Genomic DNA, 12344 nt, shown 5'->3' on the forward strand with positions numbered 1-12344 from the left:
CCGTTTTCTCTCCCGCGGCAGGAAACTGTCACGTCCGGGGCTTGCATGCAAGCATTCATCTGATGTTTAACATCTGATCATTGAAGCGAGGCATGACCATGACCACTGAGACCGCGTTCACCGGCATCCATGCGATCCTCTACGCGCTGTTCGACGAGCAGGAGCGGCTCGACCGGCAGGCGATGCGGCGGCAGGCCGAGATCTGCCTGGAACACGGTGCCCATGGCATCGCGGCGCTCGGCCTGGCGACGGAAGTCTCGAAGCTGACCGTGCCGGAGCGGCGCACGGTGATGGAGTGGACCTCGGAGGATGTCGGGGGCGCGAAGCCGCTCGGCTTCACCATCTACGGGACCTCGGTTGGCGAGCAGGTCGAGCTGGTCAGGGCAGCGGAGGCAGCGAAGGCCGATTGGGTCATCCTGCAGCCGCCGATGGTCGGCAGCTTCGCGGCGATCGAATACATCCGCTTCTTCGGCCGGGTCGCGGACGCGACGAGCCTACCGGTCGCGATTCAGAACGCGCCGGCCTATATGGGCCGCGGCCTGTCGGCGGAGGATATCCGCAGCCTCGTCGCGCAGCATCCCAACATCAAGCTGGTGAAGGGCGAGGGAGCGGCAACCGAGATCCGGCAACTGATCGAGACCACCGAGGGCCGATTGCCGGTGATGAACGGCCGCGGCGGGCTCGAGCTGATCGAGAACCTGCGCGCCGGCTGCGTCGGCATGATCCTCGCGCCCGAGCTGATCGACCTGACCGTGACGATCTATGAGCGCTTTATTGCGGGGGATGAAGACGGGGCGGAACGCATCTACCGCGACGTGCTGCCGGCCATCGTCTTCATCATGCAGTCGCTGGAAAGCCTGATCTGCTACGGCAAGCGCATCTACGGCGCGCGTGCCGGCGTCACGATCCATGACCGGGCGCCTGCCATGAGGCCGACCGCCTTTGGGCTGGAACTCGTCCGCCGCTATGCAGAGCACCTCGGATCCTATGAAATCCGGGGCTGATCGGTCGTACCCAATGAAAATCGTATGAACGGGCCATGCTGCTGCCCGCTCACGCACGCTGGCAGGCTTGAAAGCCCGCCTGTTGCCAGCGCTGAAGCGCCGCGCCACCGGCGCGAGGCCACCGAGCGCTCGCGCCGCAGGAGCTCCCTGAGCTACCCAGCCATGTCCTGCGACCGGCTCCAATAGGCGACTAGCTTCTGGCGCCCGTCGACGAAGCAGGGCAGCGCTCGCGCCTGTTCACGCAGCTCGCGGACCGCCGATTTCTCGGCGGCGCCCCAGAGATAACCGCCCTCCCGTGTTCGCGGCGCATGCGCAAGCAGGCCGCCGATCCGGCTGTCGGCGATGCCATTGCCGCTGCCGGTGAGCCAGGTCACGCGCGCCCCGGGATGGTCCGGCAGGTCCTGGATATGCGCCTCGTCGGCAAGCTCGACGAAGATGTCGCTGAAGATCTCCGCCGGCGTCTGCTCAAGGATGCGGGCGACTGCCGGCAGGCCGGTCGCATCGGCGATCAGGAGTTGCCAGCGCAGATCGGACGGCGGCAGATAGAGCCCGCGCGGGTTGTTGATGACGATGCGCTCGCCGATTGATGCAGTCATCGCCCAGTCGCTGGCCTGTCCGCCGTCATGGACGACGAGATCGATATCGAGCTCGCGGCTCTCCGCATCGAAGCGGCGGACCGTGTAGGTGGAATAGCGCACGCGGTGCCGCTCCTCCGGGTAGGTCCAGCGGCCCTCGGAGTCGATCGCCGGCAGGACGAGTTCGCCGCTCTCCGGATCGGGAAAGAACAGGCGGATATATTCGTCCGGGATGCCGGTAGAGTGGAAATTCGCGAGACCTTCGCCGGAGAAGCTCAGCCTGACCATGCCGGGCGTCAGCATCTCGCGCCGCACCAAGGTCGCTTCATGGAAAGGGCTGCTGCTCATGCTCTCGCGGGTCTGGCTGGCGCTGGTCGTGGCGCTGCTTCTTCCATGTCGCGCGCCCGGGGGCAAGCGACTTAGGCATTTGATTTCTTTAGATTATCTCTAAATCATCGTCGTTGCTGCACACCGTATCCGCTGTTATGGACGCTTCCGGTGATGGCGTCCGCGGAGCCCTTTTCGGCCATGTCCACGAGCCTCGATGACATCGGGAGCCTCTATGCGCTGGAGCAACGCCGGCTCGAACGGCTGGCGGCACGCCGCGTTGGAGCGGCCAACGCCGCCGATGTCGTGCAGGACGTCTTCATCACGCTGTGGACGCGGGCACGCGAGCAGATCGGCTGCTCCTCGGCCTATCTGACACGCGCGACGCATTACACCGCGATTAGCCATTTGCGCGCTGAGCGTCGGCGGGCCAGCCTGCCGCAGCGCATTACCGAAGAGCAGTATGTCGCTCCCGCGGTTCTGCCCGATCAGGTCGTCGCGGCGCGGCAGGAGCTCACGCGGCTGAACGACACGATCGCGGCCCTGCCGGAGCGGACCCGTCAGGTCTTCCTGCTGAACCGGCTGCACGCCTGTTCCTATGAGGAGATCGCGGCGGCGCTCGGGCTGTCCTACAGCACGGTCGAACGCGAGATCGCGCGCGCCCTGCTGGCCTGCCGCGACGGCCTGCGCTAGTTCCGGACGATGTCCGACGAGCGGCAGATCGAGAAGCAGGCCATCGCCTGGTTCACGCGGATGAACGGCAGGCCGTCGGCAGCCGACCATGAGGATTTCGCGCGTTGGCTTGCCGCCTCGGCAGCCCATGAGCAGCACTACGCCAATGTGCAGCGGCTCTGGACCGATCTCGGCCCGCTCGCGGACGCCGTCGCGCCGCACGATGCGACAGCACTTGCAGGCCCCCTGCAGAAGATCGAGGAACTCCGGCGTCAGCGCCGAAGCAGCAAGGTCGCGGCGGGAGTGGTGCTCAGTCTGCTTCTGTGCGTGGCGATGGGCTGGCTCTGGCTGGAGCGCCCGCATCTTTTTCAGGATTGGCAGGCGGACTATGCGACGGCACGCGCCGAGCAGCGCAATCTGACGCTGGCCGACGGCTCGACCGTTCTGCTCGACGCCGACAGCGCGATCACGGTCGACTTCACCGCAACGGAGCGCCGGGTCGAGCTCCTCCGTGGCACCGCCTTCTTCAATATCACCCCGGGGCAAGTGCCCTTCGCTGTCGCGGCCCGTAATGGCGAAGCGCGCGTGCTTGGCACCCGCTTTGAGGTCGCTGCCGAGGATCGCGAAGTTAGCGTGACGCTGGACAGTGGCAGCGTCGAGGTTGCCCTGCGCGATGGCGGCGGCCGCCTTGTGCTGAAGCCGGGCGAAAGCGTCGCCTATGGCGCCGGTGGCCTTGGCGGTGCCCATGCCGTCGATCTCGCGGAGACCACGGCCTGGCGGCAGGGCCGCTACATTTTCACCAATGCCCGGCTCGCCGACGTACTCGAGCGGATCGGGCGCTATCGTGGCGGCCGCATCCTGGTGACCAGCGGCGCGCTCGCCGACCAGCGCGTCAGCGGCAATATCGCGCTGCGCGACGGCAATGCGGCGCTGGCGGCGGTGCAGTCCTCTGTCGGCTTCCAGGTCACCACGCTCGGGCGGCTGACGCTGGTCAGCCCCTGATCTGGGCGGCGCCTGAGTCCCGCAAACTTTTTTCTCGAAACGGTGAGGGTAGCGCCCGCTCCCGGACGACTAGGAGATGAGGGCAACGCGCGACGGGTGCGCGCAGCTGCCGACATCACCGGGTTTCGGGAAGGCTGGGGCATGAGCAAGGCAAGGCTGGGCAGGATGGGGCTCCTGCTGGCGACGACGATGCTGGCCGGCGCGGGTGCCGTGAGCACCGTCCGCCCGGCGCAGGCGCAATCGGCCTACAGCTTCGACATTCCGGCCAAGCCGGTGCGTGCCGCGATGAACGATATCGTCCGGGTGACCGGAATCGATGTCGTCTTCGCCGAGACTGCCGCCGCCTCGCGCCGGGGCAATGCGGTCCGCGGCTCGCTGACGACCGGCCAGGCGGTTGCGGCACTCCTGTCAGGTACCGGCCTGTCCTATCGCTTCAGCAATGCGACAACGGTCGAGATCTTCGATCCGGCAAAGCCGCAGCCGGGCGTCGGGAACGTGCCGGCCGGGGCCATCCCGCTCGATACGATCAACGTCACCGGCGCGGGCGTGCCGGGCCTGGCAGCGGTCTATCCCGGCGGCCAGATCGCCACCGGCGGGCAGCTCGGCGTGCTCGGCGCCAGGAGCGTCATGGACGCGCCCGTTACCGTCTCGAATTACACCGCCAAGCTGATCGAGGATCAGCGGGCGCAGTCGGTCGCCGATGTCGTGAAAAACGACTCGGCCATCCGCAATGTCGAGTCGACCAATGTCGGCAACGCCAACTATTTCGTCATCCGCGGTATCCAGATCGGCAATGCCGCAGTCGGCTTCGGCGGTTTGTTCGGTATCGCACCGAACGCACAGACGACGCTCGCCGGCATCGAGCGGGTCGAGATCATCAAGGGGCCCGGCGCCTTCCTCGGCGGGCTCTCGCCGAGCGGTGTCGGCGGCGTCATCAATCTGATCCCGAAGCGCGCCGGCGACGAGCCATTGACCCGCTTCACCACGACCTGGATCAGCAATACGCAAGTTGGCGGCCATCTCGATATCGGCCGTCGCTTCGGCGCGAACAAGGAGTTCGGCGTCCGGGCGAACCTGCTCTATCGCGACGGCGGCACACCGATCAGCCAGCAATCGCAGACCCTGCTCAATGGCACGCTGGGCCTCGACTACCGCGGCGAGGCGCTGCGGATAGCGCTCGATGTCGGCCACCAGATCCTGAACACCGACCGGATGAACAATACGGTGACGCCGCTCGCAGGGCAGCCCGTGCCGCGGCCGATCAGGCCCGACAAGAGCTATGTCTCGCCTTGGAACTACAGCAAGTTCGCCGACACCTACGGCATGCTTTCGGCCGAGTACGACATCACCCCCGATGTCACCGTCTACGCCAAGGGCGGCGCCAGCCGGATGGACTGGGACCAGGCAGTCGAGGCCGGCACGCGGCTAATGCCGAACGGCAATTTCACCGCAACCAGCGCGATCTACCAGATCGACATCAACCGCCATTCCGGCGAGACCGGCCTGCGCGGACGCTTCGTCACCGGGCCGGTCGAGCACGAGGTCGTGGTTTCGGCCAACACGCTTTATTCGGCCCGCGCTGGCGCGCCGCAGCCACCTTCCGTCGTGACACAGTCGAATATCTACAGCCCGCGATTCTCGGTGATGCCGTCGATCGGATCCCCGATCCGCTACAAGCAGAACGAAAGCACCTTCAGCAGCGTCTCGGTGTCCGACACGCTCTCGATCCTCGACAAGCGTGTGCAGCTCACCCTCGGGCTGCGCCAGCAATATGTGGAAGCCAAGACCTTCGCAGCGGTGACCGAGGCCGTGACCTCGCGCAACAAAAGCAACGCGCTGACGCCGATGGTCGGCCTCGTCGTCAAGCCGCTCGAGAACGTCTCGCTCTATGCCAGCTATATCGAGGGGCTGACGGTCGGCACCGTCGTCGCCAACACCTTCGCCAATGCCGGCCAGATCCTGCCGCCCTTCGTCACCAAGCAGTACGAGGCCGGCGTCAAGGTCGACTGGGGCACGATGCTGACCACGCTCAGCGCCTTCCACACGACGCAGGCCTCCGGCATCGCCGACACCGTGACCAACACCTTCAACGACAATGGCGAGACCCGTTATCGCGGCATCGAGCTCAACGTTGCCGGCGAAATCACTCCGGGCGTGCGGGTACTCGGCGGCATGACGCTGCTCGACGCCAAGCTGACGCGCACGCAGGACGGTCTCTACGACGGCAACACCGCGCAGGGCGCACCGCGCGTGCAGGCCAATCTCGGCGTCGAATGGGATCCGGGCTTCGTCCGCAACCTGACCCTGTTCGGGCGGATGATCTACACCGGCTCGAACTATGCCGACGCCGCCAACCTGCAGAAGCTCAAGGCCTGGACGACCTTCGACATCGGGGCGCGCTACAAGATCGAGCGCGCCGACGGCAAGCCGATCACGCTGCAGGCCAATGTGACCAACCTGTTCAACAAGGCCTACTGGACGACCTATCCGGGCTTCAACCTGCTCTATCCGAGCGAGGCGCGCATGGTCTCGGTGTCCTCGACCTTCGAGTTCTGAGCGGAGTGCGGGGCCGGAAGCTCTCGCGGCGTGCCTTCGCGGCCGGGGCGGCAGCGCTGCTAGGCGCACCCGCTGTAGCGGCCGCGCCAATTCGCCGGCAGGTCGAGACCCCGCTCGGCCGGCTCGATATCCCAGCCGTGCCGCAGCGGGTGGTCGCGATCGACTCGCGCATCGGACTGGAGCAGGCGCTGGCCTTCGATCTGCCGCTGGTCGGCTACAGCCATAGCCGGGCGCGGCCCTGGGTTCCCGTGCCGCCGAACGTGCCCTTCCTCGCCGCCCCGCCCGATCTCGAACAGATCCTGATGCTGGCGCCGGACCTGATCCTGTGCCCGGACAGCGCACCGAACTCCGATTGGTGGCCGCTGGCACGGCTGCCGGCGATCGCTCCCGTCCTGCCGAGCAATCATCGCACTACCTGGCAGGAGAACCTGACACGGCTGGGCGGCTGGCTCGATCGGCTGGAGGAGGCGGCACGGATCGTCGCGGCCCATGCAGAGACAGTTGCCGCGATCCGGCAGCGACATCGGCCAGCGATCGAAGGTTCGCTCGTCGCCGCTGTCCACTACGACGCGATCAAACGCCGCCTGCTGGTGCGTAGCGCCGGCACCCGCTACGGCCTCGTCATGCCGGCCCAGGTGCTGGCCGAGCTCGGCGGCCGCGAAGTCGCCGCCGACCGGCTTGGCCCCAATGGCGAGGTCGCGCTCGATTCCTTCGGCGATGTGCTCGGCGCAGTCGACGGCATCCTGCTGATCGACTTCGGCGATGGCGGGCCGCAGGCGCTGGCACGCGAGCCTCTCTGGCAGCGGCTGCCGGCGGTGAAGGCCGGCCGGATCGAGATCGTTGCCGGCAACTGCACCTTCGGTTCGCTCTATACGGCGCGCTATCTCGCCCGCGCCTGGGGCGGCCTGTTTGCGCGGCTTTCGGCATGACTGGCCACTGGCGCAGCACTCTCATCGCCGGCTTGCTGCTTGCGGCCGCGATGCTGGCGAGCCTGCTCGCCGGAGCAAAGCTGCTACCGCCGTCGAGCCTGCTCGACTTGGCGCAGGGGCGTGACGGCGAAACGGTGCTGATCCTCTGGCAATTGCGCCTGCCACGGCTGGCGCTTGGGCTCATCGTCGGCGCCGCCCTCGGTACGGCCGGCGCGATCATCCAGGCGGCGACGCGCAACCCGCTCGGCGATCCCGGCCTGCTCGGCATCAATGCCGGCGCGAGCCTTGCCGTCGTGACGGGCTCGGGCCTGTTCGGTCTTGCCCCGGCGATGACGGTCTGGCTCGCCTCCGGCGGAGCCGCGCTCGCCGCGCTCGCCGTGCATGCGATTGCCGGCGCGCCGCGCGGCCCTTCCGCGCCGATCAGGCTCACGCTAGCCGGCGTCGCTGTCACCGCCTTCTGCCTTGGTATCGGGCAGGCGATCGCGCTCGCCGATCCCGAGCGCTTCGACCTCGTCCGCAACTGGCGCGTCGGCGCCCTGTCCGGCGATGGGCTCGCGCTGTTGCCTGCGATCGCCCCGCCATTGCTTGCAGGGGCGGTGCTCGCGGCATTGCTCACGCCGCGGCTCAACCTGCTGGCGCTCGGCGAGGATCGCGCTGCGGCCCTTGGGCTCAATGTCGGCTGGACGCAAGCGGGCTGCCTCCTCGCCGTCGTCCTGCTCGCGGGCGCGGCTGTCGCGGCTGCCGGTCCGATCGCCTTCATAGGCCTCGCCGCCCCACATATCGCGCGTCGGCTCGGTGGCGTTGACCAGCGCATCGTCCTGCCCGTCGCGGCTCTCGTTGGTGCCGCACTTCTCGCCGCCGCCGATGCGCTCGGGCGCGTGGCCGCACCGCCCGCGGAGCTACCCGTCGGTATCGTCGCCGCCCTGGTCGGTGCGCCCATCTTGGTCGTGCTGGCGCGGTCAAGGCAGAGCCAGGCATGACGATGCCGCTCATCGCTCAGGTTCCAGCGCAAGGCGAGACACCTCGTAATGGGCGTCCCGCCCGCCGCTCGCTCGCAGTCGACCTTGGCCTTGCAACGGCCTGCATTGGCCTGGCGCTGCTCGCGCTTACGCTCGGCACCATGCCAATCTCACTGGCGGATGCCGCCCGCACGCTGGCAGGCGAAGCGGCTGGCCCGGTGCAGCTCGTCGTGCTCGAATGGCGCCTGCCGCGCATTCTCGCGGCGCTTTCGGCAGGCGCCGCGCTCGGCATGGCCGGCGCCCTGTTCCAGACCCTGCTGCGCAACCCGCTCGGCAGCCCGGATGTGATCGGTTTCGACGCTGGCGCCTTCTCCGGCGCGATCCTGGCGATGCTGGCAGGCGCCGGCGCCTCGATCGTCGCGCTGGCCTCCGTCACCGGAGGGCTCCTCGCCGGGGTGCTCGTCTATGCGGCGGCCGGCGGCGGCCATGTCGAGCGCAACCGGCTGATCCTGATCGGCATCGCCGTCGGCGTCGGCTTCACCGCCCTGAACGACTGGCTGATCTTCACCGCCCCGCTCGATTCCGCGCTGATCGCGGCGAGCTGGAAACAAGGCGCGCTCGCCGGCATCGACCGGGGCCGGCTCGCGATCGGAGCGACCATCCTGCTCGTGCTGCTGCCGCTGGGGCTCGCCTGCCGCCGCACAATGGATGCGCTCGCGCTGGGCGACGACAAGGCGATGGCGCTGGGCGAGCCGCCCGGCGCCGCACGGCTGCGCCTCGGTCTCGTCGGGCTCAGCTTGACCGCCACCGCGACCCTGATCGCGGGACCGGTCGGCTTCGTCGCGCTGATCGCGCCGCATGCGGCGCGGCGGCTCGCCGGCAGCACGGGACTGCCGCTTTCGACTTCGGCCCTGTTCGGGGCGCTCTTCCTGCTCGGCAGCGACTGCGTGGCGCGGACCCTGTTCGCACCACGCTCGCTTCCCGTCGGAGCGGTCACCGCCTGTCTCGGCGGCCTCTATTTCGTCCTGCTGCTGCGGAGCAGGATGCGAAGCGGTGCGGGTTCATGAGTGAAGTCCATCCCCTCGAAACCCGTGCCCTGCGCGCCGGCCACGGCACCAGGGACATTCTGTGCGGGCTCGATCTCGCTTTTCCACGCGGCGGCTTCACGGTCATCGTCGGCCCCAATGCCTGCGGCAAGTCGACCCTGCTGCGTACGCTCGCCCGTCTGCACGAGCCATCCGGCGGCAGCGTCCTGCTCGACGGACGCGCCATCGCCGATTTCAGCCCTCGCGAACGCGCCCGCAGGCTCGCCGTGCTGCCGCAAGGCGCCGAGACACCGGACGGGATCACCGTCGTGGATCTCGTCTCGCGCGGACGCCACCCGCATGGCGGCCTGTTCAAGCGCTGGTCGGCCGATGACGAGGCCGCTGTCGCCAAAGCCATGGCGGCGGCCGGCGTCACCGCTCTCGCCGCGCGACGCCTCGACGAATTATCGGGCGGCCAGCGCCAGAAGGCTTGGATCGCCATGGCGCTCGCCCAGGAAACCGACCTGCTGCTGCTCGACGAGCCGACGACCTTCCTCGACCTCGCCCACCAGATCGAGGTCTTGGAGCTCTGCCGGACGCTGAACCGGGCGGGAAAGACCATCGTCGCCGTTTTGCACGATCTCAACCAGGCCTGCCGCTATGCGAGCTGCCTGATCGCGATGAAGGGCGGCAGGATCCAGGCTCAGGGCACCCCGGCGGGGATCGTGACCAGCGAGCTGATCGAAGCGGTCTTCGGCGTCGCATGCGTCGTCATCCCGGACCCTATGGCCGAGACTCCGATGATCGTGCCGCGCTTCAAGATGGAACATCCGTCGCGGAGCTAGGCCGTGTCAGCGTCAGCTCCTAGCGCGCAGATGGTACAGGTCGCCGGGGTGGCCCAGAATGCGGAAGATGCGCCCTCTGCCTCCAATGCGGGCTTGGGATCGGCTCCATCTACAGCCCGTATGTCTCCTGCAGCGATCGAGGATCAGCCGCGAGCGCAAAGCAGGCCGAGTTCTGCGACAGGTTGAGATTGTAGAACGGATCACGGCCGACGATTGCCGACCACTGCCGGTTGATTTTGTCGAGATCGCCGCGCACGGGCTCCGGCCGGCTGACCGACTCGTAATGTTCCAGACAGGCATAGGGCGTGAAGACGAAATGCCCGCCGGTCCAGGCATTGAGCCGCATGCAGAAATCGACGTCGTTGTAGTTGATCCGATAGGCTGGATCGAAGCCGCCGACCGCCAGGAAATCCGCACGCCTCACCATCATGCAGGCGCCAGTGACGGCGCTGTAGTCGCGCGGGACGATGGCCGAGCAGACCTGCCCGATCTCCGATCCGTGATGCAGGTAGTAGGGGTGCGAAGGTCCCTGGCCTAGCAGCAGCACGCCGGCATGCTGGATCCGCCCGTCCGGGAAGAACAGCTTCGCGCCGACACCGGAGACGCCATCCTGCTGGCACCACATCAGCATCTCCTCGATCCAGCCCGGCGAGATGATGCGCATGTCGTCGTTCAGGAGCAGGAGGTAGTCGCCACGCGTCGCGCCCGCCAGCCGGTTGATCTTGTCGGAGAGGTTGAACTCCCCGCTCTCATAGCGGACCAGGCGAACGCCGAGTTCGAGGAGGGCCTGCGTGAGCTCGGGCGCGAGGTCGCCATTCTCCGAGACCACGATCTCGATGTCGGGATAGGTCGTGCGCTCGCGAATGGAGCGCACGAGATCGAGCACGTACCACCCGCCTCCATGCGCCTCGTTGCGATAGCCCGCCGTGGGAATCGCGATCGAGACCAGAGGTTTGCCGGCGATGGCGAACCGGACGCGGTGTGTCCCCGGCACCGGGCCGGCTTCGACCTTGCCGCTATGGGAACCGCGGTCGACAAAGTCCTGCACCGCACGGCGCGCCGCCAGCTCCGCCTGCGGCTTGGCCTCACTGCCGGACGCAGTCGACTGCGGCAGCATGCGCCAATGGTAGAGAATGTCGGGGACATGGACGATATGCGCTGTCGATGCGGCGAAGCGCAGCGCCAGGTCATAGTCCTGGGCAAAGTCGTATTCGGAGCGGAAGCCGCCGAGACGCCGCGCCAGGCTGGTGCGGTAGACGCCGAGATGGCAGCTGTACATGCAGGACAGGAAATAAGCGGGTGACCAGTCCGGCTTGAAGAACGGGCTGGAGCGATGGCCCGCCTCGTCGATCTTGTCCTCGTCGGAATAGAGCCAGTCAGCCTGCGGCGCGCGGTTGATCGCGTCGGCGAAAGCATGGAGCGCATGCGGCGCGAGCTCGTCGTCGTGATCCAGCAGCGCGATGTAATCGCCGCTCGCCTGCTCCAATGCGACGTTGCTGGCAGCGGCGATTCCGCCATTCGCGGGCAGGAATGTCGGCCTGATCCGCGGGTCGCGAGCGGCGAAATCGCGGAGGATGGCAAGAGCTGATAAATCAGTGGAACCATCGTCCACGGCGAGCAGCTCCCAGTCCGGATAGGTCTGGGCCCGCACCGATTCGAGCGCCTTCACGAGATAGACAGGCGGCGAATTATAGGTCGGCATGATGATGGAGAAGCGCGGCCGTAGCTTGAACCTCTGGCTCCGGGCGACGAAGCGCTGGCGCAGCGCTGGCGTCATGGTCCGGCTCCGCACCCAGCGATGATAACCCGCCGCGTCGGTGCCTGCCCCGGACACAATGCGTTGCCGCAGGACGCGCCAGTCGCCACGCAAGACGAGACGGGCCCCCGTCATCGCTGCCCGCAACAGCGCACGCCGCCGATGCAGCTCTGCGATCCGATGCAGAGCGCCGTTCGCAAGCGGCAGCGCCGGGGCGGGAGCGGTAAGCGCCAGCTTGTGCAGCACGAACCGCCCGCTTCGTTCGCAAGGGTCGATGCGGAAAGCCCGCACTGGCGCCGGCAGGTCGATCATGGTTTCGATTTCGATCCGGGGGCCGCGGCAGTCGATGACGAGGCTGTCCTCCTCGCGAAAGCCCTCGCCGATATCGAAATAGAGCCGCCAGCGATCACGGTGATCGGTACCCGCATCCAGAATGGTCGCCTCGAACCGGACGCGCAGCAACCCGGCCCGGCATCGCATCGGCACGTAGAAATAGGAGTCGAAGCCCTGGCTTCGCCAATGCCCCGCCATCGGCTCCGGCCGGAGCTTCCCGGCGGGGTGAAACGGTGTCCCTGCGCGGCGCTTCAGGATGGCGCCCAGAGCCCAGAAGGGGCCGCGCGCGACGCTCTCGGCAGCATGCCCTTCGGCAGCCGCGCTGTCTTCGATGCCTGTCATTACCTGATCATGTCCGGCG

The 12344-nt window shown here is 67.5% G+C and carries 10 protein-coding genes; 8 read left to right on the plus strand and 2 right to left on the minus strand.

Annotated elements, in window-relative coordinates; translation table 11 throughout:
• Window positions 1-98 precede the first annotated feature (98 nt).
• Complete coding sequence (locus tag ACWIGM_RS16005; RefSeq protein ID WP_454026898.1) at window positions 99-1004, plus strand: dihydrodipicolinate synthase family protein; 906 nt, start codon at window positions 99-101, stop codon at window positions 1002-1004.
• A gap of 152 nt (window positions 1005-1156) precedes the next feature.
• Here the strand turns inward: ACWIGM_RS16005 and ACWIGM_RS16010 are convergent, their stop codons facing one another.
• A complete protein-coding gene (locus ACWIGM_RS16010) occupies window positions 1157-1927 on the minus strand; it encodes a siderophore-interacting protein (RefSeq protein ID WP_454026899.1) in 771 nt (256 codons plus the stop codon).
• 180 nt (window positions 1928-2107) lie between these two features.
• Between ACWIGM_RS16010 and ACWIGM_RS16015 the strand changes: the two genes are divergently transcribed.
• The 7 genes from ACWIGM_RS16015 (at window position 2108) to ACWIGM_RS16045 (ending at window position 9894) form a co-directional block, all read left to right on the plus strand.
• Window positions 2108-2599 carry an RNA polymerase sigma factor gene (locus ACWIGM_RS16015; protein ID WP_454026900.1) on the plus strand — a complete coding sequence of 164 codons (492 nt, stop codon included), beginning with the start codon at window positions 2108-2110 and terminating at the stop codon, window positions 2597-2599.
• Window positions 2600-2608: 9 nt separating this feature from the next.
• Window positions 2609-3580: a FecR family protein gene (locus ACWIGM_RS16020; protein WP_454026901.1), complete on the plus strand. Its 972-nt coding sequence runs from the start codon at window positions 2609-2611 to the stop codon at window positions 3578-3580.
• Window positions 3581-3721: 141 nt separating this feature from the next.
• Window positions 3722-6136, plus strand: a complete 2415-nt coding sequence (locus tag ACWIGM_RS16025; protein ID WP_454026902.1) for a TonB-dependent siderophore receptor — start codon at window positions 3722-3724, stop codon at window positions 6134-6136.
• A gap of 5 nt (window positions 6137-6141) precedes the next feature.
• A complete protein-coding gene (locus tag ACWIGM_RS16030) occupies window positions 6142-7065 on the plus strand; it encodes an ABC transporter substrate-binding protein (protein WP_454026903.1) in 924 nt (307 codons plus the stop codon).
• Window positions 7062-8045 (plus strand): FecCD family ABC transporter permease, encoded by a 984-nt coding sequence (locus tag ACWIGM_RS16035; protein ID WP_454026904.1) that lies wholly within the window; start codon window positions 7062-7064, stop codon window positions 8043-8045. Before ACWIGM_RS16030 ends, ACWIGM_RS16035 begins: the two co-directional genes overlap by 4 nt.
• Window positions 8042-9091 carry a FecCD family ABC transporter permease gene (locus ACWIGM_RS16040; RefSeq protein WP_454026905.1) on the plus strand — a complete coding sequence of 350 codons (1050 nt, stop codon included), beginning with the start codon at window positions 8042-8044 and terminating at the stop codon, window positions 9089-9091. The genes ACWIGM_RS16035 and ACWIGM_RS16040 overlap by 4 nt, the downstream gene beginning before the upstream one ends.
• Complete coding sequence (locus ACWIGM_RS16045) at window positions 9088-9894, plus strand: ABC transporter ATP-binding protein (RefSeq protein WP_454026906.1); 807 nt, start codon at window positions 9088-9090, stop codon at window positions 9892-9894. The genes ACWIGM_RS16040 and ACWIGM_RS16045 overlap by 4 nt, the downstream gene beginning before the upstream one ends.
• Window positions 9895-10003: 109 nt before the next feature.
• On the opposite strand, the gene ACWIGM_RS16050 is transcribed toward ACWIGM_RS16045, so the two are convergent.
• The gene (locus tag ACWIGM_RS16050; protein WP_454026907.1) at window positions 10004-12325 is read right to left on the minus strand and encodes a glycosyltransferase family 2 protein; all 2322 of its coding nucleotides are present in this window, start codon (window positions 12323-12325) and stop codon (window positions 10004-10006) included.
• Window positions 12326-12344 lie beyond the last annotated feature (19 nt).

Source organism: Allobosea sp. NPDC055332 (assembly GCF_053645455.1).

Coding starts and splice junctions, on each gene's coding strand:
- ACWIGM_RS16005 (WP_454026898.1), top strand. CDS start 99: ATGACCACTGAGACCGCGTTCACCGGCATCCATGCGATCCTCTACGCG.
- ACWIGM_RS16010 (WP_454026899.1), bottom strand. CDS start 1,927: ATGAGCAGCAGCCCTTTCCATGAAGCGACCTTGGTGCGGCGCGAGATG.
- ACWIGM_RS16015 (WP_454026900.1), top strand. CDS start 2,108: ATGTCCACGAGCCTCGATGACATCGGGAGCCTCTATGCGCTGGAGCAA.
- ACWIGM_RS16020 (WP_454026901.1), top strand. CDS start 2,609: ATGTCCGACGAGCGGCAGATCGAGAAGCAGGCCATCGCCTGGTTCACG.
- ACWIGM_RS16025 (WP_454026902.1), top strand. CDS start 3,722: ATGAGCAAGGCAAGGCTGGGCAGGATGGGGCTCCTGCTGGCGACGACG.
- ACWIGM_RS16035 (WP_454026904.1), top strand. CDS start 7,062: ATGACTGGCCACTGGCGCAGCACTCTCATCGCCGGCTTGCTGCTTGCG.
- ACWIGM_RS16040 (WP_454026905.1), top strand. CDS start 8,042: ATGACGATGCCGCTCATCGCTCAGGTTCCAGCGCAAGGCGAGACACCT.
- ACWIGM_RS16045 (WP_454026906.1), top strand. CDS start 9,088: ATGAGTGAAGTCCATCCCCTCGAAACCCGTGCCCTGCGCGCCGGCCAC.
- ACWIGM_RS16050 (WP_454026907.1), bottom strand. CDS start 12,325: ATGACAGGCATCGAAGACAGCGCGGCTGCCGAAGGGCATGCTGCCGAG.